Here is a 25189-nt window from a genome sequence, read left to right as displayed (position 1 = left end):
TTTAATTACTCTAAAATTTAATTGATTTATGGAACAAGAAGATCATGAGTTACTTTTACCTTTAGTTGAGGAAGAAAATATTTGTCTTCCATTACCTGTTAATGTTGTCTCAAAATATTGGAATGTTGAACTACCCATGGCTGAAGCTATTGAAACTGCAAAAAAATATGCAGGATTTAATGGAAGTATACTAATTGAAGGAATTGAATCTGCAGAAAGACATGGATTAATGTGTAAAATTGTTCATTCTTCTTTAAATGAACTAAAAAAAATTATTGATTCTGGAATTCCTCCAATAGTTATTCTTCCAGGAATACCTGAGGTTACTCAACACGCATCAATTATTACTGGTTACAATGATGAAGAAAAAACAATTTTGCATTATATTCAAACCGGAAATCAAGAAGGAGAAATGCAAGAGGGTGCTATTCCTGAAGATATTTTCCAACAAGAATGGTCTGAAGAAGGTAAATTATTGATAATAATTGCACCTCAAGATATTTTATCTTCTATAAAACTTGAAAATGATTCTTTTGATAAATCAAATCGATTATGTTTTGAATCTGAACGACAGAATATACTAAAAAATTATTCTGAAGCATTAAACTCACTAAATCAAGCAATTGAATTGAATCCAAATAATTCTACTGCACTTCATCTTTTGGGTACTATAATGAACGAACAAAAATCTTCTGAATGCATTAAATTTTATGAAAAATGCTTGGAAATCAATAACAGATCTTATTTGACCTATAATGGCCTTGGAAATTTTTATCTTAAAACAAATAATTTTGAAAAAGCAGAAAATTGTTACACAAAAGCAATTGAAATTAATCCAAAGCGTTCTGCTAAAATCTATAAAAATCGTGCATATATTAGAGAAAAACAAAATAAAAACAATGATGCAAAAGATGATCTCAAAAGTTATTTGAAATATTTTCCAAAAGCTCCTGATAGAGGAATTATAGAACAAGCAATTCGTGAAATATGATGCGGAGTGCGGGATTTGAACCCGCGGCCTTCAGCTTGGGAAGCTGACGTCATACCAGACTAAACTAACTCCGCTTAAGCCATATTCATTAACTATGATTAAATATCTTAATCAACAAATTAGAATATGGATGCAAGATGTCCTGAATGCGAAAAAGTTGCAGTTTTGGATGATAATGTAACAAATGTAAGATGCCCTCATTGTAATTTTGAAGCAGATTATGACACGTATCTAGAAATCATGAAAGATCATGCAATTAACATGTCCTCTGAATATATTCCTGATAGGCCTGGACTGTAATCTACCAATAATTTCCTTTATCTGAACAATCTAGATGTGATCCACAATTTGGACAAAACATATGGCAGGCTTGCATGTCCACCATCTTGTTATCACATTTAGGACATCGTATGTCTTCAGCCATATTCTTCTATGCCGTTATTAATTTAAAAATAATGTCCAAAGGTTAATTAGTCGTTTTAGATTTTTTTCGAATACTTGGCAAACTTCAAGATCACCATTTCAGATATTAAAGGAAAATCCATGTCTAAAGAACTCAAAGATAGTGATGCTAATCCTCTATTAGGTCTTGAATTAGGACATGAAACTGATGCTTCTGTTGTTGGTTTAACTGGAAAACTAAAACTTACTGGAGGCAGTGATAAATCTGGTGTTCCAATGAGAAATGATATTCATGGAGCTGCAAGAAAATATGTTCTACTTTCTAAAGGTGTAGGTTTACAAGATGCAGAGAAAGGACAAAGAGTAAGAAAATTAATGCGTGGAAATACTGTTTCTGAAGAAATCTATCAAATTAATTGTAAATTTGATGGTGAATTACCTGTTGAATCTCCTACAGAAGATAATGCAGAGTCTACAGAAGAAAAACCTGAAGACAAAAAAGAATAACTTAACATATACCAGTTCTACATTTTGACTCATGCATTGGAGAGATACACTTCCTGATTGGTATGTCAAAAAGTATGGATACCAACCATGTGTCAACATTGGAACTGCAGGTCATGTAGATCATGGAAAAACTACTCTTATTCAAGCATTAACTGGTTCATGGACAAGTGTTCATAGTCAAGAACTAAAACGTGGAATTACAATTCGTGTTGGTTACTCTGATGCAGCATTTTACAAATGTAAAAATTGTGAAGAACCTTTAGGATATTCTACAACACCAAAATGTAATAACTGTGGTGGAGAAAGTGAATTATCTAGAGTTGTTAGTTTTGTTGATAGTCCAGGCCATGAAAGTTTGATGGCAAATATGTTATCTGGGTCTGCATTAATGGATGGAGCATTATTATTAGTAGCAGCAAATGAGAAAGTTCCAAAACCCCAAACAAAAGAGCATCTTTTAGCACTTCAAACCCTTGGAATTCAACAGATTGTCGTTGTTCAAAATAAAGTTGATTTATTATCTTACAAGGAAGCCCTTGCAAATTATCAAGATATTACAAAATTTGTCAAAGGAACACATGCCGCAAAAGCACCTATTATTCCAATTTCAGCTCAGTCTGGTCTAAACGTTGATGCACTAATTGGATCAATAGAATCTAGTATCAAAACTCCTGACAGAGATGAGAAACAAGATACAGTTATGCATGTTTTACGTTCATTTGATGTAAACAAGCCTGGTACTAAACTAAAAAATATCAAGGGTGGTGTGATTGGTGGAAGCTTAACTCAAGGCATTTTTAATATTGGTGATGAAATTGAAATTAAGCCTGGAATATTGAATGAAAAGAAAAAAATCTATGAACCATTAGTGACAGAAATAACTTCTTTAGGAACTGCTGCAGGAATTGTTGAATCAGTAAAACCTGGTGGATTGGTTGCTATTGGTACTAAGCTAGATCCTTCAATGACTCGTAGTGATTCATTTATTGGTTCAGTTATTGGAAAACCAGGAACGCTCCCTGAAAATTCTACAAAATTAATACTAGATGTGACATTATTTGATTCAGCAGTTGGAACTACTGAAGATATTAAAGTTCAACCAATACAAACAGGCGAGTTACTCAGAGTAAATATTGGAACTGCACCATTATTAGGAAAAGTATCTAAAGTAAAATCCAGAAATGTTGAGATTGAATTAAGGAGGCCTGCCTGTATTTTTGAAGGTGGAAACGTAGCACTAAGTAGAAGAATTGATGAAAGATGGAGACTAATTGGTGCAGGAATAGTTGGTTGAAGTAATATGTGATACCAGTTTTTTGATCAATCTTGCTACTAAAAGAATAAAAAATATTGATAATCTTGCTGTAGAAATAGGTACAATTTCTTTTGTTGTTCCAGAAGTTGTAAAAACAGAATTGCTGAAATTAAATACGATATCCGAAAAAAAATATGATATTGAAAAAACATTAGATTTTATCAAAAATTTGAAAACAATCCAATTGTCGGGTTCTTTTGCAGATAAAGAATTATTAGAATATGCAAAATCCAATAAATCTATTATTGGTACAATGGATAAAGAATTAAAAAAACAAATAAAAAATGTTGGTGGTTCTATATTGTCTTTTTCTAATGATAAAATAATTTTAGAATCTTAGAAAAATTTAACTTTAGCTTTAATTTACTAAATATATGAAGTTAGAAAGTTCATCTTTTAAAAATGGTGATACAATACCAAAAAAATTTGGTTACAAAAATGGAAATGAAAGTCCTTCATTAATTATTAGCGATGTTCCAAAATCAACAAAATCTCTGGCTTTAATTATGGATGATCCTGATGCAATGGGAGCTGTTGGCAAAGTTTGGGTTCATTGGGTTTTATGGAATATCTCCAAGGATGTAGGAAAAATTGATGAAAATTCTATACCTGAAAATTCAATTGAAGGAGAAACTGACTTTGGAGAAATTGGTTATGGTGGACCTGCCCCACCTGACAAAGAGCATACTTATATCTTCAAGTTGTATGCACTTGATACTACACTTGCTCTAGGTAAAGGCTCAACTAAAAAAGATCTTGAAAATTCTATGAAAGATCATATTATTGATGAAGCAAAATTGATTGGCAAATATGCTCCACAATAAATACAAATTTTTAAAAATTAAATTTTACATAAAGTGTAATAAGTACAGACTATTGTAAAAAAACATTGAATTCTAATCAATCTTTATGTTCTATTGGAAAATTTGACTTAAAACTCATTCATCTTCTAATAATTGGAATTCTTGTATTGTCATTTTCAGTTTCTTTTCTAATACGATCTCAACCCGCAGATTTTGGTTGGGAATTACACGAATTTGATCCTTTTTTTAATTATAGAGCAACACAATATATTATTGAAAACGGAATTGATGAATATTTTCAATGGAATGATGACTTAAGTTGGTATCCTACTGGAAGAAATGTCTCTGATACTTCTCAAGTTATGTTACACCTAACAGCAGCTATAACTTATTGGATTTTTGGTGGAGGTGGAGATCTTTATGATTTTACAATTTTGTTTCCAGTTATCTTTGGTTCCTTAACTTGCATAGTTATTTTTGCATTAGTTAGAGTAATTGGTGGCACCACAGCAGGACTGTTATCTGCATTATTTTTTTCAATTTCTTTTCCAATAATTATTCGTGGGCAAATAGGTTGGTTCAAATCAGAACCATTAGGGATATTTTTTGGGATTTTAGGTGTCTATTTGTTTTTGAGTGGACTTTACTCAAAAAATAAAAAAATTGTAATATCCAAACTTGTTGGTGCTGGTATTTTTATAGTATTTGGAATGTCTGCTTGGGGAGGAGATCAATTCTTCATTATACCCTTAGGAATCTTCTTTTTTACATTGCCTTTTTTGAGGGCAGATCATAAATTTTTAATTTGGACCATCCCCATTTTTACAATTACTACTCTAGTTGTTTCTCTTGGATTTGAAAGATTGGGAATCAATTTTGTTATGGGGTTAGGAGGCATATCTTTAATCATCCCTACAATTTTTCTTGTTTGTTGCATAATAATTCAAACCAAAAGCAGTGAAAAATCTAAAACTCGAAATGGATTGTTTTTTTTAATTGCTGTTCTAATAATTGGTTCAATATTTCTTATATTAGGTAGCGATTCAAATGTAATTCCACTTCCTTCTTATAGATATCTAAATGCAATAAATCCATTTTTAACAACAACAGATCCACTTGTTGATTCTGTCGCTGAACATGCAACAACTTCAATTCAGCAATCATTTCTTTTCCATTCGGTTCTAATGATTTTTGCTGGAATTGGAATTTGGTTACTTTTAAAAAATATTAAAAAATCTTATCCAATAAAAAATGATATGATTTCTTTTTCTTTAATTTTTGGTATTTCTGGTGTTTACATCAGTTCAGCATTTATTAGATTAGAAGTTTTTGCATCTATTGCAATAATTATTCTATCTTCTTTAGGAATTTCTATTTTGATAAAAGAATTGTTTTCAAGAAAAACTGAAAATAATAAACTAAAAACTTTTTCCATAAAATTATCTTTTGGAATTGGACTAGTTATATTATTGATGATTCCTTTGATATTTCCTGCAAATTCAACCATTTTTGCATTAACTGATGCTCCGCCTACAATACTAAATGGTGGTACACAATTTCAAATAGTTAATAATGATTGGAATGATTCTTTGGAATGGATAAAAAATAACACACCTAAAGATTCTGTTATTGCTTCTTGGTGGGATTACGGATATTGGATACAAACTAAAGCTGAAAGAGCAACTTTAGCTGATAATTCAACAATCGATTCAGCAAAAATACAAAATATTGCTAAAATTCTTTTAGATAACCCTGTTGAAAGCTGGAAATCTCTTCAAGAGTTAGGTGCTGATTATTTCGTAATTTTCGTTGCTGCAGAAAGATTGTCTGTTAATGGGAATAATGATGAGCCCTTCTTTTTCTTAGGTGGTGGTGGTGATGAATCAAAAAAACAATGGTTTATGAGAATTGCAGATAAACCATTGTATGATTACCTTCATTCAGATGGTATAAGCGGAACAAATCATTTTTGGAATGATACTATGTTAGGTAATATGTTGCCATTTAGTTTAGTTTCATATGTTGATTTTCATACTAACCAACAATCTCTAGAATATCAACAAGGTTATACAGGAATTTATGTAAAAAATATCAAATTTCCAAAAGATGAAAACGGTCCTTTCAGATTAATCTACTCTTCACCAAGTCTTGACATAGAAAATAGTGGACCTGTTACAGGAGTACTAGTTTATGAAATCAACAAAGAGTACATCCCACTAAATTAATTTTTAATTATATCTTTCAGCTAATCTATATCTCATGTATTTATCATCTGGTGAAAATTTTGCTGGATGTGCAGAAATTGTCTGGTCATTACAATTAGAGCATTTTTCTTTTAGTGTATATTGAAAACATTTTGTGCATTTTCTTAATTGAAATCTCATTTTAATTTTCTCTTGTTTTCTTTGATTCTTCTCTGGTAAATTTGAAAGTTCCTTTCTTTTTTTCTATGTTGGATTGAATATCTGCAATTATTGGTTTTAAAGACTTTTCAGCAGATTTGAAATCTTCTGATGTTATCGATAGTCTGTATTTTGGTGCTCCTAAATACGTAATGTCTATTGTAGAATCCTTTTTTAATTCATCTAAGAGAGTTTTTCTAATAATTTCAATTCCATCTGATTTTGAATTAGTAATTTCCATTATTCCTCTAATTTCAACTGATGGAAGTTTAATCTTTGAACAAATTTCTTCAATAACACTTGCAGTTTTTTTTGGAATTTTTAATTCTTTTACTGAATCAATTCCATTTCTTCCAATTTGAATAAATGCATCATATATTGAATCATATTTTGAATAAATGCTATCTTCTAACCTTTCAATATCCTTATCTGATAATTTTGCTTTTTCTTGAACATTTTGTAGTAATGTTTTTCCTTTTTCAAATTTCTTAACTTCTTTTAGTTTTTGTTTTTTCTGATCTTTTGATACTTGTTTTAATGAAAGATCAATATCGCCTCTTTGGGGATTTACTTTTTTTACAAGAAGGACTTTTTTCTCTCCATCTTTGACAAATCTATTTACTGATCTTATCCATCCTGGAGCAATCTCTGAAATATGTAAAAACCCCTGTAGATTATCATATTCATCTAATGTGACATATGCACCATGATCCATAACCTTAGTAACCGTAGCAAGAACAATCTCTCCCTGTTCTGGCATCTCTTGAACTTCTGTAGACATTTCTTCTAAAACTCCTAACTGTGTAAATTAATGTTGCTGGCTAGAAATCAATCCCTTTTTTAGCTTTAATTCCTTTTTGAAATGGATGTTTAATTTCTTTCATTTCTGTGACTAAATCAGCAATCTCTATCACTTCTTCTCTAGCATAATTTCCTGTTAAAACTAAATCTACATCATTAGGTTTTGATTTTATCATCTCTAGTACTTCATCTACCGAAATTAAATTCAAATTTACTGCGTAATTAATCTCATCTAAAATGACAATATCATATTTTCCTGATTGAATTTTTTCATTACTAATCTTTATTGCATCTTTTGCAACTTTTTCGTGGACTTCTTTTGGACTCTTATCATCAATTATTCCAACAAAACCTTTGCCAACTGCAACCATTTCAAATTTGGGTTCTAGTTTTTTTGAAGAATCCATCTCACCATAATGCCATGAACCTTTGATAAATTGAATCATGCAAATCTTCTTTTCATAACCTGTAGCTCTTAATGCTAACCCTAATGCGGCAGTAGTTTTTCCTTTACCTTTTCCCGTATATACAATAGTTAAACCATTACTCATAATGTCTAATTTCAATATCTAACTAAAAACATTGAGTATTTCACAAATACATCGATTTAAATAAAAAAATAATATTATTCATGCAATTGAAAATTCCTAGAATTGTATTAGCAGGTGCTAGTAGTGGAGTTGGAAAAACATCCATTACTTGTTCAATAATTTATGCACTTAAAAAACGAGGATATTCTATTCAACCCTTCAAAGTCGGTCCTGATTATATTGATCCAAGTTATCTTTCTAGTATTTCAAATAATCAATCATTCAACTTGGATGTTTGGTTGATGGGAAAAAATAATTTACTATCTAGCTTTATCTCAAATTCAAAATCAAATATATCTGTCATTGAAGGTGTAATGGGATTTTATGATGGGTTTAGTGGTGACACTAATTATGCTAGTACTCATCATGTTGCTACAATAACAAAATCTCCAGTAATTTTAATTCTTGATGCAAGTAAAACTGCTCGATCTATTGCAGCTACAGCATTAGGATTTCAAAAATTTCATAGAAATTCTAGAATATCAGGTATTATTCTTAATAAAATAGGCAGTAAAAAACATGAAAATCTTTGTAGACAAGCTTTGCTAAAAACTCAACTTCCAATAATTGGTATAATCCCAAAAGATCCACTCCTTAATTTGGAATCAAGACATCTCGGGTTATTTTCTACTTTAGATAATAAAACATTATATAAAAAGATCCAAAAAATATCAAAAATAATTTCAAAAAATTTAGATATCGATCAAATTATAAAAATTCTAAAAAATACTTCTGACTTATCAAAAATCTCTAAACCTGTTCATAAAAAATCAAAAACAACAATTGCAGTAGCATTAGATACATCATTTAATTTCTATTATCAAGATAATTTAGAAGCCCTTAGGAGAGAAGGTGCATTATTAAAATTTTTTAGTCCTATTAATGATAAAAAAATTCCAAAATGTGATGGATTATACATTGGTGGAGGATTCCCTGAAATTTTAGGATCTAAACTAGCAAAAAATCAAATTATGAAAAAACTAATCAAAAATCTTGCTGAAGATGATCTTCCAATATATGCAGAATGTGGTGGTTTGATGTATCTAACAAAATCTATTTCATCAGAAAATAAAAAATTTAAAATGGTTGGTCTTTTTGATGCAGAAACTCTTATGACAAAAAAAATGAAACTTAATTATACTAAAGGAAAAATTAAGAGTTCAATAATTTCTGAAAGACCGCATAATATTCAAGGTCATGAATTTCACTATTCAAAACTAGATTCAATATCTTCAGATTCAAAGTTTGTTTATGAATTAGATATTGGTGATGGTATCAAGAATCACAAAGATGGCATGATTCATTACAATTCTCTTGCATCGTATGGGCATCTATATTTTGATAGTTCTAATTATGCCGAAAATTTTGTTAAAAACTGCATAAAATACTCAAGAAGCTGACTCTGCTTGAATTAACTTGAAAATTGCATTAATTATAGCAGATGCTGAAGAACTGCCTCCTTTTCTACCCAAATTTGTGATAAATGGCGTCTCTTCTAACTTTGATAATTCCTCTTTTGATTCTGCAGCACAAATGAAACCAACTGGGATACCTATGATTAGGGCAGGTTTGACAATTCCTTCTTTTACCATTTTTATCACCTCTTGTAAGGCTGTAGGTGCATTTCCTATGGCTACAATTCCTCCATCAATATCTGATTTTGCAATCCTCATTGATACCTGAGATCGTGTTTTTCCTTCTTTTTTTGCCAATTCCATAATTTCAGGTTTTGAGATATTACAAACAATATCATTTCCAAAATCTTTAGGATTTTGCTTATTGAGACCTCCAATTACTCCGTTAACATCAACTACAATACTACAACCACTCTTCAATGCTTTCATTCCACTTTCAATTGCATCTTTGTGAAAAATTATCCTATTCTTATCTGCAAAATCAAAATCTGCTGTAGAGTGAATGATTCTTCTTACAATAGGCCATTCTTTTTCATTGTAAGAATGAAAACCAATCTCATTTTCAATCATCTGCATACTTGCATCTTCAATTGATTGACCTTTTTTAGTTTGCATCTTCTACCTCTTTTGCTCTTTCAATAATCAAATCAATAATTTTCTCATCAGTTCCAATATGTTTTGTGATAAAAGTATTTTCGAGATTTGAATCTTTTAGAGCTGGAATCAAATCATTATTAATGTCAGTTTTAACATGTGCACCTTCGTGTAAGAAATAAAATACAATTACTAATATTTTTGGTTGATCTTTCTCACATTTTTTAACTCCTTCAAAAATATCTGGTTGTTCAATTTCTAACCAACAACGACTAACATTTCTGTAAGAACCTTTTAGTTCATCTACAATATAGTTTAAGGACATTTGTGCATTAGGATCCTTACTACCATGACCAATTATCATTACATCAACATCTTTGTTAGATAATGTAACATTATTTTCTTTTAGAGTAGTTTCAATTCTATTTTCAACAATATCTACCAAAGTTTTGTGCATGCTCATCGGTTTAGTTATTAGAAATTTTACTTGTGTGTCTTTTTGTAATTTCATTGTATCAGTTACTGCGAGTTTTACCTTTTTTCCTGGATACAGAAAATATGGTACTATAGTTAGTGAATCAATATCTTCATTGAGACATTTTGAAATACCATCTTCAATAAATGGTGGTTCTACCTCCAAAAAGCAATAATCAGTAAAAACATAGTTTCCTTTAGCCTTAATTCCTGCACAAATAGTCTCTAATTCTTCAGATGCTTCTCTTTCTCTACTTCCTCTATCAATAATTAATAATCCTCGTTTCAATTCTCAATCCTCGCTATGGCTATAGTCAAATTTGGTGGGAATTTCTGTTTTTCTACAATTAATTTGCCATTTGACACTAGGATTGCTGCTGCCTCTGAAACACTAGGTGTTCCCTCAAAAGCTTTTACAGTATCTGAAGGATTGGGGGCTGTAACCTTAGCCAAATCTTCTCTTTCAACATATTCTACTGGAATTTTCATCTCTTTTCCAACATCTATTAGTCCTTGTACATCTTCAGGTTTTTTGATAGAAACTAGTTTTGCTATTGATTTTGAACTAAGTTTGAATTTATCTAGACAATCATTGATACCATCCTTGATAGTTTCTTTTGATGTATCCCAGTGTAAACCTATTCCAATTACTAAACTTGGGGGTCTGTAAATAACTGATTCAGATGCTAAATCATCTTCAATTACTTTATCAGAAATTATTAAATTTGCTTTAGATTTTGAATTTTTCAATTCTTCTATGGTGTTATATAATGAAACATTTTTTGGCAATTGTTTATACCAATTTCTTTTTCCAACATCTTGAAAAACACCAATTTGCTCTTCATTTACCATATGTGCACTAATTCTAGTAACATTTGAGTCATCCTCTATTTTCCAACCAAAATCTCTTCCAACTAAATCCACAGCAATAGTTTTGTTTACATCAGCAGCTGTAGTGACTACTGGTTGTGCTTGTAATTTTTTTGCAATTATTTCAGTAAGTTCATTTGCTCCACCTATATGTCCAGATAATACACTAATTACAAAATTTGTTTTGTCATCAATTACAATAACTGCAGGATCTGTTTTTTTGTCTTTTAGATGAGGTGCAATTAATCGAATTACTGCACCTAGAGAAAATAGACAGATTAATGCATCATTATTTTTGAAAAGCTCAACAATTTTCTCAGATGTAGGTCCTGAATACCATGTAATTGAGTCATTTTGGTTAGATAATTTGGATGGTGCAAAAACACTCCATTTTGGAAAAAACTCTTTAAGATTTTGACCAATATTGATGCCATTTTTGGTAATGGCAAGAACTGAAATTTTCTCCATATTCAAAACTTTGTTGATTTAATAAAATACCTTACCCTTTTGGTTCTCTTGCCAAAATATTTCCCTCAAAATCAAATAATATGACATCAATTGGAACTTTTTCTTCACTGTGTTTTCGCATATGTCTATACACTTCACTACAAATTAATTCAAAAAATCCATTTACATTATTTTCTTGGATGATTTCTGATACATGTCTTGCTGTGTTTGCTTTTTTGATACTCTCAATAATTTTTTCATCAGCATTTACTTTTTTTGCTAATTCTGCTAGAAAATTCATATCTACTTTAGAACCTTTAACATGAGTTTGTTTTACTCCTGCTGCCATCTTTGCAAGTTTTCCAATAAATCCAACAACATATGCTTTTTTGATATTTTTCTTACCACATTGTTGAATAGTATATCCAGAAAAATCTCCCATTTGTACAAAACAATGCTCTGGAAGATCTACGATCTTTTTTGCAAAATCTTCACTTCTTCCTCCAGTTGTTAACACTACTGTGTCATTTCCCATAGCAATTGAAACATCCAAATTCTGTCTAATTGATGCAGCATATGACGCAGTTGAAAATGGAATCACTATGCCACTTGTACCCAAAATTGAAATTCCATTTTTGATACCTATTCTGGGATTGTCTGTTTTTGGTCCTAATTCTTTTCCTTTTGGAACTGATATTACAACTCTAATTCCTTTTTCTTTTAGAATATCTTTTCCTATCTCTTGAAGATTTTCTCTAATCATTTTTTTTGGAACTGGATTAATTGCGGGTTTATTGATTTCCAAACCCAAACCGGGTTTGGTTACTATGCCTACTCCTTCTCCACCATCAATTTCAATCTGATTTTTGTTATCATTGAATTTTAACTCTACAATAATTTCAGCACCATGTGTGACATCTGGATCATCTCCACCATCCTTTATTACAGAACATTTTGCCTTATTTTTTTCAAATTGACATAAATTTACAGGAATCTTAATGGTTGTTTTTTTCGGTAAGGTAATTTCAATTTCTTCAATCTTTTGTTGTTTGATAATTGATAGTAATGCTGCTTTTGATGCTGCAGTAGCAGAACTTCCTGTTGTATACCCAGTTCTTAGCTTTTTTTCTTCTGCCACAATCGGGTGTATCCATTTTACTGTATTAACTCTTGTTTAGGATTTTTTATTTTCCAAATAGATTTAAAATAAAAATTACTTGAAATCTTATGGATAAACCGCTTCAAATTGTGATTACAGGTGCCAGTGGATTTGTAGCAAAAAATCTTAGAAAATATTTATCTGAAAAAAATATCCATCTAATTTCTATCTCCCGAAAAAATTTTAAATCATTCAAAAATGAAACCAAAATCATCTCAAAAAACTATGACCCAAAATCACTTCTTTCTAATATAAAAAACTCTGATGCTTTAATTCATCTTATAGGAATTGGAAAACAATCTACAAAAATTGATTACGAATCAATAAATTTTCAATTAACACAAAAAATTATTAATTTATCTAAAAAAGCAAACATCAAAAAATTTGTCTACGTAAGTGGACTTGGTGTATCTTCTGATACTTCAATAGGATATTTTTTATCAAAATTCAAGGCTGAAAAATCTATTATTGATTCAAAAATCAACTATACAATTTTTCGACCTTCATATATTGTAGGAAAAGACGATCTTTTCACTAAATATCTAAAAATATCTATTAAAAAAAATAAAATCATTATTCCAGGCTCTGGAAAATACTCTATACAACCAATTTCGATAAATGATGTTACGAAATTAATTTTACAGTCTATTGTTGATAAAAAATTTAACAACAAAATCTTGGATCTTGTTGGTCCTGAAATAATTTCATTTGAAAAATACATTCAACTATTTCTTCAAAAGAGAAAAACCAAACTATGTTACATGGATATTGAAAAAGCATATCATTTCGCAATAAATGATTCAAACTTTGATTATAGCGTAGATGATCTTAATATTCTAGTAGGAAATTTTGTTGGAGATTACAAAAAACTCAGAAATTTATCAAAAATGGATTTTCAATCAGTTAAAGAATTACTAAAGACCGGCGCCTTGTTTTAGAGCATCAACTTTGTTTGTTTTTTCCCAACCAAACTCTGACTCGTTTCTTCCAAAATGACCATATGATGCTGTCTTTTTGTAAATTGGTCTTTTCAAATCTAATTGAGAAATGATTCCAGATGGTTTCATATCAAAATTCTTTCTAACTAAATCTTCGATTTTATTTTCAGGAATCTTGTTTGTTCCAAATGTGTTAACGTATAGTGATACTGGTTCTGCAACTCCAATTGCATATGCAAGTTGGACTTCGCATCTATCTGCAAGACCTGCTGCAACCAAATTCTTTGCAATATATCTACACATGTAACAAGCTGATCTGTCTACTTTTGATGGATCTTTACCAGAGAATGCTCCTCCACCATGTCTTCCAAAACCACCATATGTGTCTACAATGATTTTTCTTCCAGTAAGGCCTGCATCTCCATGTGGACCACCAATTACAAATTTTCCAGTTGGGTTAATGTGAATTTTAATGTCATCATTCCATAGATCTCCTAATACTGGTTTGATAACCTTGTCAATGATTTCTTTTTCAATCTCTTCTTGAGATATTTCTGGTGCATGTTGAGTAGATACAACCACTGTTTCAATTTTAGTTGGTTTGTTATCTTGGTATCTTACAGAGACCTGAGATTTTCCATCCGGTCTTACCCATGGTAATGTTTTGTCTCTTCTTACTTGAGATAATTTCTCAATAAGTTTGTGTGCTAACAAAATAGGCATAGGCATTAATTCCTCAGTTTCATTTGTTGCATATCCAAACATTAACCCTTGATCACCAGCACCTTGCTCTTTTTCTTCAGTCGCTGTTACCCCTTGACTTATGTCAGGACTTTGAGAATGTAATCTTAAAATTACTTGGCAAGTATCTGCATCAAACATCAAATCTTTGTTATCATATCCTATTTCTCTGATTGTTTTTCTAACTAATTCCTCTTGTGCTTTTTTATCCAAATTAGCTTTTGATGTTACTTCTCCTGAAACAGCAACAAAATCAGTTGTTACCATTGTTTCAACTGCAACTCTTGAATCAGGATCTTGTCTAAGGAATTCATCTAAAAATGCATCTGAAATATTATCACAAACTTTGTCTGGATGTCCTTCCGTTACTGATTCAGATGTAAATAGAAAATTATTTGTCATAAAACTAACTACCTACTAGAGTTCATTTTCTAGTTTAATGAATAATACGTTGTTACCTCTTACAATAACTCTACCGTAGTTTGCGATAGTTTTACCTTCATGCAGTTCTTCAGCATCTGTCATTATCAAATTCATGTATGAATCAACATTATCCATTTTACCTTTGTATTCGACTTCATTTTTCAGTCTTACAGTAACTTTCTTCTTTGTACTTTTCTGAAGAGTTGTTAGAGGTCTTTTTGCGCTATTTGATTGAGACACTAATTGTTCACTTGATTTGCAACTTTGTTCTCTAGAATAAAAGCCTTACCTCCTTTGTGAAAATTGAAATTCCTTAAATTTTTTCTTACTTTTCTAATAATAACACGATGATCTTAACTGGTTTACAAAAATTAGACAAATCTCTATCTGGGGGAATTCCAGATGGTGTAATTGTAGATATTTTTGGAAAAAATGGAACAGGAAAAACTCAATTACTATTACAATTGGCAATAAATTCTATAAGGAACGGAGGTCATGTCCTGTATTTTGATACAACAGGAGGATTTAGACCTGAAAGAATATTAGATATTCAAAAAATCTCTGAATCCCAATTAGGTTTTCTTAACCAAGTTACTGTTTCAAGATTAACTAACACTTCTGAACAAATTAATTCAATCAAAAATATCGACAAAAATTTTTCATTAATTTTGATTGATAATGTAACTGATTTGTTTTCTTATGAATATAAAAATGATGAATCTATTTTTGTGAAAAATTCTTTGTTTATGAAATACATGCATGATTTGGCTAATTTTGCAATATCTAACAAAGTTCCTGTTGTTATTACTAATATGATAAGGAATTTGGAAGGAAAAGAAATTGAAAATATGAAAAATGCAATTGACCCATTCACTCATATCAAAATACATCTAACAAAAAATTCTTCAAAATTTAATGGAAAAATTTACTCAGCATTTATAGAAAATTCATTTTCTTATACGATTAACCAATCAGGATTATCTTCTTCTGAAGATATTTAACGGTCAATGAGAAATTTTACTAATGGCAGGAATTTTTGACTCTATCCCGATTATTACTGTAGTGTTATTTACACTTGGGTTAGTTGGTGTAATTGTTTATGAAAGATCAAGATCTAAAACACCAGATGACTCCGATTCATGAATCATTATTTGAGAATTTTGGTTTTTCCAATTTAACTGAAATTCAAAAAAAGGCTTCACCAATAATTCTACAAAAAAAAGATTGTTTAGTTATTGCTCCTACTGGTTCTGGAAAAACAGAATGCTCTGTAATCCCAATTTTTTCTTTATTGAAAAATTCTAAGAAAACAGGAAAAATTAAAGCTCTTTACATTACTCCTTTACGTGCATTAAACCGAGATGTTTTTCGAAGAATTACAAAATATGCTCATCAAAGTGAATTAAGTATTGAAATCAGGCATGGTGATACAACACAAAAAGATAGAAAAAAAATCACTGAAAATCCTCCCGATGTTCTGATCACAACTCCTGAAACTTTAGTTATTCTTTTAACTCAAGTCAAATACCTTGATGCGTTATCTGATTTAGAATGGATTGTAGTTGATGAGGTACATGAATTATTATCTAGTGAAAGAGGTACTCAACTCTCTCTAAGTATTGAGCGATTGGAACTTAATTCTAAATTTCCACTTACAAAAATAGGTTTGTCTGCTACAGTTGGTAATTTTGAAGAAGCTGGAAAATTTATTGTAGGTACCAAAAGAAAATGTGAGATAATTAGAGATATCTCTGTAAGAAAATATGATGTGGAGATAAAATATGTAAATGGAACAATTTCTGATGTAGCAGAAAAAATTGTTGAACATGTGTCTGAATTGGATTTGGATTCTCCTATCCTCTTGTTTACAAATACCAGAGGTGAATCTGAATTTTTAGCCTCAATACTCAAAGAAAAATCTACTATTCCAATTGAATTGCATCATGGTTCTCTCTCAAAGGAAGTCAGAGAAGAGACTGAACAAAATTTACGTGAAGGAAAACGAGGAATTGTTGTTTGTACATCTTCTCTTGAATTGGGATTGGATATTGGTTCTGTTGAATTAGTAATTCATTACGGTTCACCTAGACAAGTGTCTAAATTAGTTCAAAGAATAGGAAGAAGCAGACATAATCGTAATGCATCTGCTAAAGGATTAATTATTACAAATAATTCTGACGATGAATACGAAGCACAGGCCATACTTCAAAGAATTAAAGAGGGTTCTATTGAAGAGCAAAAAATTCATGATGGCTCACTTGATGTTCTAGCTCATCATCTTGTTGGATTAACAATGCAAATTGGAGAAATTTCAATTGACAAAGCATTTGATTTGGTAACTAGAGCTTATCCATTTAGAAATTTAAAATTAAAAGAACTTATAGATGTTCTAGATTTACTTGATTCAAATTATTTGATCTTTTTTGATAAAACAAAGATGACTTTTTGGAAGAAAGGCCGTTCTTTCAAATATTATTTTGAAAATCTTTCTACAATTCCTGATATTCTCAAATTCAAAGTGTTTGACAGTGTAGGAAAAAAAATCATTGGAAGTTTGGATCAGCGATTTGTAGGTGATTTTGGTGACTCTGGAAATATTTTTGTTCTAAAAGGTTCACAATGGAGAATTCTAAATATTGATGAAAAATCCTTTACAGTAAATGTTGAGCCATTTCGAGGTGGGGGAATAACAGTTCCATATTGGGAGGGTGAAAACATTCCTATTGATTACAAAACCGCCAGAAAAGTGGGTAATTTTAGGAGTAAAGTGCGTTCAGGTTCACTTCAGCTAACAAACAAAACAATTGAAAAATTAAATTTTAATGAAATTTCTGATGAGAATAACATAGTAATTGAGTCTAGTAGATCTCAAGGTTCAATTGTACTTCACTCTTGTTTTGGTACAAAAATTAACTCTACACTTTCTACATTACTTTCTTCCATGTTGTCATCTATGTTGGGATCTATTGTGGATTCTCGTTCAGATGGTTATAGGATAGTATTATCCTCTAGATCAAGAATATCAGAAAAATTGTTTCTTGAAGTTTTAAAAGATGATTATGATTTATTTTCTATGGTTACTGCATCTCTTACTGGTACTCATAATGTTAATTGGAGAACCTGGTGTGTTGCAAAAAAGTTTGGAATTGTAGGACGTGGTGCAATTTATGAAAGAAAATCTGCACGATTTTTGTATGAAAGATATTCAAAAACTGCACTTGTTCAAGAGGCATTACGTGAATTATTCCATGACAAATACGATCTCAAAAATACTGATAAAATCTTAAAAGAAATTCGTGAAGATCAAATTCATGTAAAATGGCTAGAAGTTGATCAATTCTCAAAATTAGCAGAACCTATCTTAGATCATACCTCCAAGTACTATTCTTCTCCTACTAATCTTGATAAAGGAATTTTAGATCTTGTGAAAGCTAGATTAGATAAAACAAAACACCGTTTAATTTGTGCTAGGTGTGGAAAATGGGAACGTGTTGTAGAAACAAACGAAGTAAAAAACATACTGATTTGTCCTTATTGTAAAGGACGCCAAATTACTGCAACGTTTTACTCTGATTATGATCTTCCTAAAATTATCAGAAAAAAACATGAGGGCAAAAAATTGACCCGTGAAGAAAAACACAAGGTAGACCGTGCCTGGAAAGTGTCGTCTCTGGTTGAAAATTTTGGTAAGATTGCAATTATTGTCATGTCTGGTTATGGTGTAGGTGCAGATACTGCTGCTCGAATTCTTCGAAATATGGTTGATGAAGAACATTTACTAAAGCAGATCTATGAAGCAGAAAGACAGTATGTAGTTACTAGAGGCTTTTGGGATTCTTAATTCTTTTTAGTAATTTTAGAAAATGCTGTTAAGAACATTTCTATTCTTCCCTCTAGTCCAGCTTTTGCATTAAGGCCTGTTATTGAAACAATTTCTCCTAATTCACATTTATCAATTAGTCTAGCTTGATTTCTCCATCCTTTTACCCAAATTTGTCCAGTATCATCTTCTACAAACATTTCTGAAAGTGCAATTGATTCTCCAGTTTTTGTTTGAACTTCACGTCTTTCTGGAACTTTCAAAATTATAGCTTCTATGCAATAATTACCATCAACTTTAACATCATTAATTTTTGTTCTAATTTGAGATAATGATGGAATATTTTCATCATTCTCTAGTTTTCTTACAAAGGAATTTTCATCAAGTGTAATTGAATTTCCATATGCTTTAGATGGCATGCATTCGATAACATCTCCTTCTACGCAAATGCTAGTTGAATTTGATGAATCACTAATGTTGTATAGATTCCTTTTATTATCTACAGCTAAAATCATGGTTCTCCCATTTTCTGTTGATGACATTGAAAGAATTCTTGCAATTACTGGTTCTGCCTCTTTTCCTCCCTCGATCTCAATTATTGTTGCATCGTTTCCATGAATTTCTAATCCTTGGTTTCCAGATTTAACCTTGACACCAAGTAATCTTACTTTAGCTGATTGTGAAATCATATTTGGAATTGATGATTCATCTTTTCCCCAAAGAACCACTCTCATTCCACTTCCATCTTTACCTTTTAGTCTCATTCTTAACGCTTTTCCAGGTATGCCTCTTGAATTTGTAAATTCCATACCGCTAATGATCCCATCAATTTCTCCTAAAACAACCAGATCTTTTTGACCTTCTTCCAACTCACTTACATCTTTTGTGATTGTATCAATTGTTGGAATATCACTTGCAGAATCAGTAGTTTCTACATTTGAACCTGAACCAATGTTGATTGTTGGTGAGCCATCAAGATCTGACTTGACATAAGCCTTGATGATCTTAATCAAGTCCCCTGGTTTTAGATTTTCAATTCCAGGAAGGTTGGCTTTTTCATCCCATAATTTCACACTTGCTGTAGAGTTTGCATCATCGTATACTGTCATAGTTCTAAGGTAAAATGGAGAACCATCTTTTCTTGAAAATTGTTTTGCAGGTGATAAATTCAAAACTCTAGTTTCTAATGATATTTCTTTTGCTCCAGCATAGAGATCCTTCAAACTCATTTCAACTTTTAGTGGTCCAGATAATGTTACACCATAATCTGATGCAATTAAGAATAAAGCTCCTTGATCAGTTAGATACCCTGCACCGATTTTCTCTTTTTTTAGTTTTATTTGCTCTTCAATAATTTCTCTAGTTAGTTCTGGTTTTTGCTCAATTAATTTTTCAATAAGACTATCAAATTCAGACAATTTATAATTTCTATCTTTATTCTATTAATAAAAATTTCATTATCTTATTGTATTGAATCTTTACCAAATTAGATCGCTTTATTGTCAATTACACATCAATAATTCTAAATTTTTTTTGTTTTGAATATATTGTCTCTTAATTTGTCAAACTACAACAAAATCTATGATGAAACAACTGATTAACTAAATTAGTAGGATGATCGCAGTTTCAATATGTCCTGTATTGATGTTAGCCATTTGTCCAAATTATATGGTTCAATCAAAGCTGTAGATGATATAGTTTTATCAGTAAAACCTGGACAGGTTTTTGGATTTTTAGGCCCAAATGGAGCAGGAAAATCAACTACCATCAAATTACTCACTACTTTAATTCCTCCATCAAATGGCTCCCTCACAATATTGGGGATTGATGCAATAAAAAACCCATTAGAAATACGCCACAAAATTGGAGTAGTCTTACAACAACCAAGTTACGAACCCACTCTGTCAGTTGAAAAATCACTCGACAAATATGGGATGATGTGGAATGTTACAAAAACTGAACGTAAAAAAAGAATGGAACAACTTTTACAAGATTTTGATCTAGTTGAAATTAGAAAGAAAAGAAATGAAGATCTTTCTATTGGTCAACGAAGAAGAGTACAGGTTGCACGAGAATTCATGCATGACATGGATTTGTTATTTTTAGATGAACCTACAGTAGGATTGGATCCTAGTGCTAGACGAAAGTTGTTAGATTATTTAAAAAATAAAGTCAAAACTGGTTTGACAATATTTTATACAACTCATATTTTAACAGAGGCTGAATATCTTTGTGATGAGATCGCAATTCTTGATAAAGGAAAAATTATTACTGTTGATTCTCCCGAAGCACTAAAAAACAAATTTGGAAAAGAAAAAACTATTAAAATTCATTTATTAGAAAAAAATCCTAAAATTTCTAATTTATTAAATGGAATTTCTGATTGTAAAATAAATTTTGAATCTGGAACAAATATTGTTATCCATTCTGAACAATCTGAATTAGTTTTGTTAAAAGTTTTGAAAATATTAAATGATAATGAAATTGAGATAGAAGATTTATCTGCAGTTCCTACAAATCTTGAAGAAATATTCTTAAAAATGGTGAGAGAAAATGCATCCAATAATTAGACTTGTAAACAGAAACATTACAATTTCTCTAAATCCTGGATTTTTAATTTGGCAGGTAATTTTTCCCTTGATCTATATTTTTGTAGCAGGTTTTGCATATGCTCCGTTAATTCAACATGTACCATTTGGTGGAAAGGACCTTGACTATCCAGCATTTCTTGCATCTGGTATGATTGGATTTAACATAATGAACAGTACGCTTGTCTCAGGAATCATAATCTGGAATGATAGGAGACATGGAATGTTTGAACAAATCATGTCCGGTCCATTTACAAGAAGTCATTACATTCTCAGTAATATCTGCACTATAGGCATAATTGGTTTAGTTAGTGCTTCTTTGATCGCTTTAGTAGGCTATCCTGTATTTTTTGAATCTATAGAATTTTCAATAATTACCATTCCTGTGATTGTTTTTGGTGCTATTACTGGCTCTGTTTTATTTGGATCATTAGCATCTATAATCTCAACTAGATTGCGCTCTAGTGAAGGGTTTAATGTAATAATTAATACCGTTTTTCTGTTTTTTGCATTTGTTAGTTCAGCATTTTATCCTGCAGAAAATGTTCCAGAACCATTACGTACTGCCTTTTATCTAAATCCCTTAACTTATCTAGTAGATGTAATTCGAGCAGGAATTTTTGGAAACATTACTGATTTTGTAATTATTGAAATGTTTGTACTTGTTGGAATTGCTTCAGTACTTTTTGTTATTGCATCAAAACTTCTAACCAAATTGGATTTTTAGAAAATAAAATCATTTTTTAAATTTCTCATACATTTCATTAATTTTTTTAATTATGTCTAGATCTTCATATTCAATTAAACTCAAATTTGGTATCACACAATGTCCTCCAATAATCCCTGGATACATCTTTGGCCTGTTTCCTAAGTTTTCATGTATCTCATCCGCAAATTTCCACATTTCATCAAAGTCTATGCCTTCTTTTTCACAAATCATTTTTGTTATCTGTGCATAATTAATCAACCATCCATAATATGATGTATCGACTAAGATTTTTGCAAGCTCGCCTGTTTTTGTAGTCGACATCCAATCAACCTTTTGAAATCTTTTTTCTAAATCTGATTTAATTTCAGGATTGATCTGATTATTGTCAGAAGCGATAAATTTTGTATATTTTTTAATGTCATCTAAGAATCTTCTATGAACACCACGAACTGGCGAAAATAAAATTGGAATACTAGATTTTTCTTGAATTTTTTTTGTAGTGCCCGGCCTAACAGTAGAATGAACAACTATTGCTTTTAGATCTTTTAACTTTGGAATCCAACCTAAAGTAATTTCTATAAATTCAGTTAACTCTCCTGGTAGGCAAACATGAAGATATTCTGGATTTTTAATTATGTCGTTTTCTGAATAGTTTTTGCATTTTGAAGATTCTATATCAATCCCAACACAATCAAAACCTCTTTCGTCAAGTAATCCAAATAGGGTTTCACCAACTTCTCCCATTCCTAATACTATATCTGGCATTGTTCTTATTTTGAGAAAAACATTCCATGTTATATTCTTGTTATAATTTCATCATTTTTTTAAATAAAATAGCCCGAGGCAGATTCGAACTGCCGTCACGGGCTCCAAAGGCCCATATGCTTGACCTCTACACTATCGGGCTGCTAAATCGAACACGCTCACTCCCTTAATGAACTTTTTAATTGAATATGACAGGTTAATTTCTAATACTTTCTATTAATTTTTCAATAGGGTCTTCCATTTTTTCTGAAATCCTTTTTGCCCTTTTTTGATGAATTGTATTTGTTGATTTGAAAATTTTTTTTATATTATTAGAAATTTTATTTGGATCTGTTTCTCTTTTTATCAAATTTTTTCTTACTAAAAAATTCTCTATTAAATTTGGAACTGCATTATATGCTATTGTTGGAATTCCCATCAAAGCAGATTCTGCAGTCATGGTACCTCCAGAACCTATGAATACATCTGTATTTCTCAATAATTGCTTTCCATCAAATGTCATTTTTACAATTTTTATTTTGTTACCTATATTTTTTTGAATATTTTTAATTTGTTTTGGATATCTGCCTAAAACTACAACATTTTCATTCTCAAATTCTTTTAGAATTTTTTTTATTATGGGAATGACTTTATTTGATTTTGTTACATATGATGCTTCTTCTTCTTCTATTCTTATCAAAATATTTTTTCTATTCTTTTTTGTAAATGGTGATGCCGATTCTTCTGCTATTTTTCTTTTTATTGTAACATATGCATCTATTGCGTTATATTGAATGATATTTTTTTGATCAATTCCGTATTTAGAAAATTCATTTTTTGGAATGATTTTTGGAATTAACAATTTTTGAATCAGTGGTAATGTTAATCTCATTACTGCATTGGCATGTGGGGAATCACAAAATGCAATATGTTTAATCCCTAATCCAAATGAAATCCTTGCTGCCTCAGGCGAACAAAAACTAATTACAAGATCTGGTGAAAATGACTTTATTTTACTAGATAATTTTTCTATTCTTTCAATACTTGCTTTAAGTTTAGTTTCCTTTTCTCCTCCACCATGTTTCCCAACTAAAACAAGCCTAAAATCACGTATTTTGGCCAATTTTGTAACTTCTTCATATTCTCTAGAAGTACAAAGAATTTGGTGTTTTTTCCCTAATTTTTCAATAATTGCTTCTGAAAACAATAATTGCTTTGGAGTTAGAATATCTATCCATATTTTCAAGTAATTTCCATAGCTGAAGTTAGTTCAATAAGTTTTTCTTAGTCTAATCCTAAGCTTTAGTGTAATGGGGGGAACAAAAGTTGTTGTTTATGGGCTTAGTACAGAAGGGTATGCTATTGCATCCCAAATGGCCATTAAAGGAGCTGATGTTTACATTATTGATGAATCAACACCATCTGCAATTTCGCTAAAAGCAGAAATTGCTAAAACTTATCCTAATGTTTCGTCTCTAAAAGAAGATGAACCATTACTAGCTATGGAGCCAATTGATGTAGCAATATCAAAAGCTCAATATCTGTTTTTTTACTCCCCGAATCAGAAAAACTGGTCAAGATATCAAAACTGAAATTCATTCAAAATTCAAGGATGCTACTGCGTCTTTAAAGAAAAAAAGTTCTGTTGTTTTTACTTTGCCAACAGGATTTGGTGGAAATAATGAAAATATTTCTTTACTTGAGCATGTTACAGGGCTTCAAGTCGGAAAAGATATTTCATATTTTTATTATCCTTTAGAAAGTACTGATCAACAACCAAAAATCGTTGGTTCTTTCAATGGTAAAAAAGACTCAGTACTATCTGATTTGTTAACTATTGGAAAAAAAGAAAAAAACTTTGTTGCAATTTCATCTTCTGAGCATTTTCATGCAATAAATATCCTCTCAAGATTTTCAAGTTTGTGTAGTGTATTAGAAGTTTGTAAATATGCACAAGATGAAATCACTAAAAATGATCTGTCTTCAGACGATTTTCAAGAAATATTCCTTGATGATATGGTTGGTGGTTTATTAGATCTTAAATCCTTAGGTTCATCTTTTGAGGGTGCCAACACACTCATGTATCTAATTAATGGAAGTGTAAAGGGAATTGATGGTTACATTAAACGATTGATTGATGAAATACGTGCAACATTAAAGAAAAATGATCTTAAAGCTAGTAGAACTAAGATTGCATTATCTTGGACACTTGATCAACATTCAATGCGTGGAGATAAAATTGAAATGCTTCAAAATTTGACTTCAAGACTACGTGATTATATTGGTGATGTTGAGGCATATGAAGATCCAAACTTTGATCTATTTCACAGTGATAAGACAACAATTGTTGTGGCTTGTTCAAAATCTGATTTTACAAGGATTGAAAAAACTAAACAAGATACTGATTTGATTATTGTCAAAGCAAATCCTTTATGCGAAACAATTCAATAATAGTA

27 protein-coding genes and 2 tRNA genes are annotated in these 25189 nt (G+C 30.7%); 15 read left to right on the top strand and 14 right to left on the bottom strand.

The genetic code is table 11. The annotated features are described in order from the left end of the window. Positions 1-28: 28 nt before the first annotated feature. Entirely contained in the window at positions 29-991 is a 963-nt protein-coding gene (locus NPIRD3C_RS00765; protein ID WP_148702394.1) for a tetratricopeptide repeat protein, read from the top strand. Here NPIRD3C_RS00765 and NPIRD3C_RS00760 read toward each other — a convergent pair. Beyond that, positions 992-1065, bottom strand: a tRNA-Gly gene (locus NPIRD3C_RS00760). Between the two features lie 52 nt (positions 1066-1117). Here NPIRD3C_RS00760 and NPIRD3C_RS00755 point away from each other — a divergent pair. The 6 genes from NPIRD3C_RS00755 (at position 1118) to NPIRD3C_RS00730 (ending at position 6243) form a co-directional block, all read left to right on the top strand. Next, positions 1118-1291: a zinc-domain-containing protein gene (locus NPIRD3C_RS00755; protein WP_148702393.1), complete on the top strand. Its 174-nt coding sequence runs from the start codon at positions 1118-1120 to the stop codon at positions 1289-1291. A 198-nt stretch (positions 1292-1489) separates the two neighbouring features. Beyond that, positions 1490-1900: a S6e family ribosomal protein gene (locus tag NPIRD3C_RS00750; RefSeq protein ID WP_148702392.1), complete on the top strand. Its 411-nt coding sequence runs from the start codon at positions 1490-1492 to the stop codon at positions 1898-1900. A 31-nt stretch (positions 1901-1931) separates the two neighbouring features. After that, positions 1932-3194, top strand: coding sequence for a translation initiation factor IF-2 subunit gamma (locus tag NPIRD3C_RS00745; protein ID WP_148702391.1), 1263 nt, complete (start codon positions 1932-1934; stop codon positions 3192-3194). Next, entirely contained in the window at positions 3187-3555 is a 369-nt protein-coding gene (locus tag NPIRD3C_RS00740) for a type II toxin-antitoxin system VapC family toxin (RefSeq protein ID WP_148702390.1), read from the top strand. The genes NPIRD3C_RS00745 and NPIRD3C_RS00740 overlap by 8 nt, the downstream gene beginning before the upstream one ends. Positions 3556-3589: 34 nt before the next feature. After that, positions 3590-4039 (top strand): YbhB/YbcL family Raf kinase inhibitor-like protein, encoded by a 450-nt coding sequence (locus NPIRD3C_RS00735; RefSeq protein ID WP_148702389.1) that lies wholly within the window; start codon positions 3590-3592, stop codon positions 4037-4039. A gap of 65 nt (positions 4040-4104) precedes the next feature. Continuing rightward, complete coding sequence (locus tag NPIRD3C_RS00730) at positions 4105-6243, top strand: STT3 domain-containing protein (RefSeq protein WP_148702388.1); 2139 nt, start codon at positions 4105-4107, stop codon at positions 6241-6243. Between the two features lie 3 nt (positions 6244-6246). Here NPIRD3C_RS00730 and NPIRD3C_RS00725 read toward each other — a convergent pair whose 3' ends face one another. From NPIRD3C_RS00725 to cobO, 3 genes are read right to left on the bottom strand one after another with little or no spacing between them, the layout of a single operon-like run. Next, positions 6247-6402, bottom strand: coding sequence for an RNA-protein complex protein Nop10 (locus tag NPIRD3C_RS00725; protein ID WP_148702387.1), 156 nt, complete (start codon positions 6400-6402; stop codon positions 6247-6249). Position 6403: 1 nt separating this feature from the next. Continuing rightward, positions 6404-7201 (bottom strand): translation initiation factor IF-2 subunit alpha, encoded by a 798-nt coding sequence (locus tag NPIRD3C_RS00720; protein ID WP_148702386.1) that lies wholly within the window; start codon positions 7199-7201, stop codon positions 6404-6406. 40 nt (positions 7202-7241) lie between these two features. Next, on the bottom strand, positions 7242-7772 hold the full coding sequence (cobO, locus tag NPIRD3C_RS00715) for a cob(I)yrinic acid a,c-diamide adenosyltransferase (RefSeq protein ID WP_148702385.1): 531 nt from the start codon (positions 7770-7772) through the stop codon (positions 7242-7244). 86 nt (positions 7773-7858) lie between these two features. On the opposite strand from cobO, the gene NPIRD3C_RS00710 reads away from it, so the two are divergent. Then, on the top strand, positions 7859-9211 hold the full coding sequence (locus NPIRD3C_RS00710) for a cobyrinic acid a,c-diamide synthase CobB (RefSeq protein ID WP_148702384.1): 1353 nt from the start codon (positions 7859-7861) through the stop codon (positions 9209-9211). On the opposite strand, the gene NPIRD3C_RS00705 is transcribed toward NPIRD3C_RS00710, so the two are convergent. From NPIRD3C_RS00705 to NPIRD3C_RS00690, 4 genes are read right to left on the bottom strand one after another with little or no spacing between them, the layout of a single operon-like run. Then, positions 9200-9841, bottom strand: coding sequence for a precorrin-8X methylmutase (locus NPIRD3C_RS00705; RefSeq protein WP_148702383.1), 642 nt, complete (start codon positions 9839-9841; stop codon positions 9200-9202). The genes NPIRD3C_RS00710 and NPIRD3C_RS00705 overlap by 12 nt on opposite strands. After that, entirely contained in the window at positions 9831-10583 is a 753-nt protein-coding gene (locus NPIRD3C_RS00700; RefSeq protein ID WP_148702382.1) for a sirohydrochlorin chelatase, read from the bottom strand. Before NPIRD3C_RS00700 ends, NPIRD3C_RS00705 begins: the two co-directional genes overlap by 11 nt. Then, positions 10580-11632: a cobalt-precorrin 5A hydrolase gene (locus NPIRD3C_RS00695; RefSeq protein ID WP_148702381.1), complete on the bottom strand. Its 1053-nt coding sequence runs from the start codon at positions 11630-11632 to the stop codon at positions 10580-10582. Before NPIRD3C_RS00695 ends, NPIRD3C_RS00700 begins: the two co-directional genes overlap by 4 nt. 31 nt (positions 11633-11663) lie before the next feature. Continuing rightward, positions 11664-12749 (bottom strand): cobalt-precorrin-5B (C(1))-methyltransferase, encoded by a 1086-nt coding sequence (locus tag NPIRD3C_RS00690; RefSeq protein WP_148702380.1) that lies wholly within the window; start codon positions 12747-12749, stop codon positions 11664-11666. An 89-nt stretch (positions 12750-12838) separates the two neighbouring features. Here NPIRD3C_RS00690 and NPIRD3C_RS00685 point away from each other — a divergent pair, with 89 nt between their 5' ends. Continuing rightward, the gene (locus NPIRD3C_RS00685; RefSeq protein ID WP_148702379.1) at positions 12839-13708 is read left to right on the top strand and encodes an NAD(P)H-binding protein; all 870 of its coding nucleotides are present in this window, start codon (positions 12839-12841) and stop codon (positions 13706-13708) included. Here NPIRD3C_RS00685 and metK read toward each other — a convergent pair. Together metK and NPIRD3C_RS00675 are read right to left on the bottom strand one after the other, a co-directional pair. Beyond that, entirely contained in the window at positions 13685-14851 is a 1167-nt protein-coding gene (metK, locus tag NPIRD3C_RS00680; protein WP_148702378.1) for a methionine adenosyltransferase, read from the bottom strand. The two genes, NPIRD3C_RS00685 and metK, sit on opposite strands and share 24 nt — an antisense overlap. Before the next feature lie 15 nt (positions 14852-14866). Further along, positions 14867-15112, bottom strand: a complete 246-nt coding sequence (locus tag NPIRD3C_RS00675; RefSeq protein ID WP_012214473.1) for a U6 snRNA-associated Sm-like protein LSm6 — start codon at positions 15110-15112, stop codon at positions 14867-14869. A 107-nt stretch (positions 15113-15219) separates the two neighbouring features. Here NPIRD3C_RS00675 and NPIRD3C_RS00670 point away from each other — a divergent pair, with 107 nt between their 5' ends. Together NPIRD3C_RS00670 and NPIRD3C_RS00665 are read left to right on the top strand one after the other, a co-directional pair. After that, complete coding sequence (locus tag NPIRD3C_RS00670; RefSeq protein WP_148702377.1) at positions 15220-15873, top strand: ATPase domain-containing protein; 654 nt, start codon at positions 15220-15222, stop codon at positions 15871-15873. A 98-nt stretch (positions 15874-15971) separates the two neighbouring features. Then, positions 15972-18713 (top strand): DEAD/DEAH box helicase, encoded by a 2742-nt coding sequence (locus tag NPIRD3C_RS00665; RefSeq protein ID WP_148702376.1) that lies wholly within the window; start codon positions 15972-15974, stop codon positions 18711-18713. On the opposite strand, the gene NPIRD3C_RS00660 is transcribed toward NPIRD3C_RS00665, so the two are convergent. Then, complete coding sequence (locus tag NPIRD3C_RS00660) at positions 18710-20110, bottom strand: single-stranded DNA-binding protein (RefSeq protein ID WP_148702375.1); 1401 nt, start codon at positions 20108-20110, stop codon at positions 18710-18712. The two genes, NPIRD3C_RS00665 and NPIRD3C_RS00660, sit on opposite strands and share 4 nt — an antisense overlap. A 213-nt stretch (positions 20111-20323) precedes the next feature. On the opposite strand from NPIRD3C_RS00660, the gene NPIRD3C_RS00655 reads away from it, so the two are divergent. Continuing rightward, positions 20324-21262 carry an ABC transporter ATP-binding protein gene (locus tag NPIRD3C_RS00655; protein ID WP_148702374.1) on the top strand — a complete coding sequence of 313 codons (939 nt, stop codon included), beginning with the start codon at positions 20324-20326 and terminating at the stop codon, positions 21260-21262. Further along, entirely contained in the window at positions 21246-22007 is a 762-nt protein-coding gene (locus NPIRD3C_RS00650; protein WP_148702373.1) for an ABC transporter permease, read from the top strand. The genes NPIRD3C_RS00655 and NPIRD3C_RS00650 overlap by 17 nt, the downstream gene beginning before the upstream one ends. 9 nt (positions 22008-22016) lie before the next feature. Here NPIRD3C_RS00650 and NPIRD3C_RS00645 read toward each other — a convergent pair whose 3' ends face one another. The 3 genes from NPIRD3C_RS00645 to NPIRD3C_RS00635 all read right to left on the bottom strand — a co-directional run bounded on the left by NPIRD3C_RS00645 (position 22017) and on the right by NPIRD3C_RS00635 (position 23979). Further along, a complete protein-coding gene (locus NPIRD3C_RS00645; protein ID WP_148702372.1) occupies positions 22017-22754 on the bottom strand; it encodes a Rossmann-fold NAD(P)-binding domain-containing protein in 738 nt (245 codons plus the stop codon). Between the two features lie 69 nt (positions 22755-22823). Next, positions 22824-22896 (bottom strand) — tRNA-Gln (locus NPIRD3C_RS00640). Between the two features lie 54 nt (positions 22897-22950). After that, positions 22951-23979: a DUF354 domain-containing protein gene (locus NPIRD3C_RS00635; RefSeq protein WP_148702371.1), complete on the bottom strand. Its 1029-nt coding sequence runs from the start codon at positions 23977-23979 to the stop codon at positions 22951-22953. A 64-nt stretch (positions 23980-24043) separates the two neighbouring features. Here NPIRD3C_RS00635 and NPIRD3C_RS10815 point away from each other — a divergent pair, with 64 nt between their 5' ends. Next, entirely contained in the window at positions 24044-24325 is a 282-nt protein-coding gene (locus NPIRD3C_RS10815) for a hypothetical protein (RefSeq protein ID WP_237087682.1), read from the top strand. Between the two features lie 64 nt (positions 24326-24389). Then, positions 24390-25184, top strand: a complete 795-nt coding sequence (locus NPIRD3C_RS00630) for a hypothetical protein (RefSeq protein WP_237087681.1) — start codon at positions 24390-24392, stop codon at positions 25182-25184. Positions 25185-25189 lie beyond the last annotated feature (5 nt).

The sequence above is a fragment of the Nitrosopumilus piranensis genome (assembly GCF_000875775.1).
Taxonomy (GTDB): Archaea; Thermoproteota; Nitrososphaeria; order Nitrososphaerales; family Nitrosopumilaceae; genus Nitrosopumilus; species Nitrosopumilus piranensis.
The sequence above is the reverse complement of the archived record's forward strand: the minus strand, read 5'-3'. Positions and strand labels throughout refer to the sequence as shown.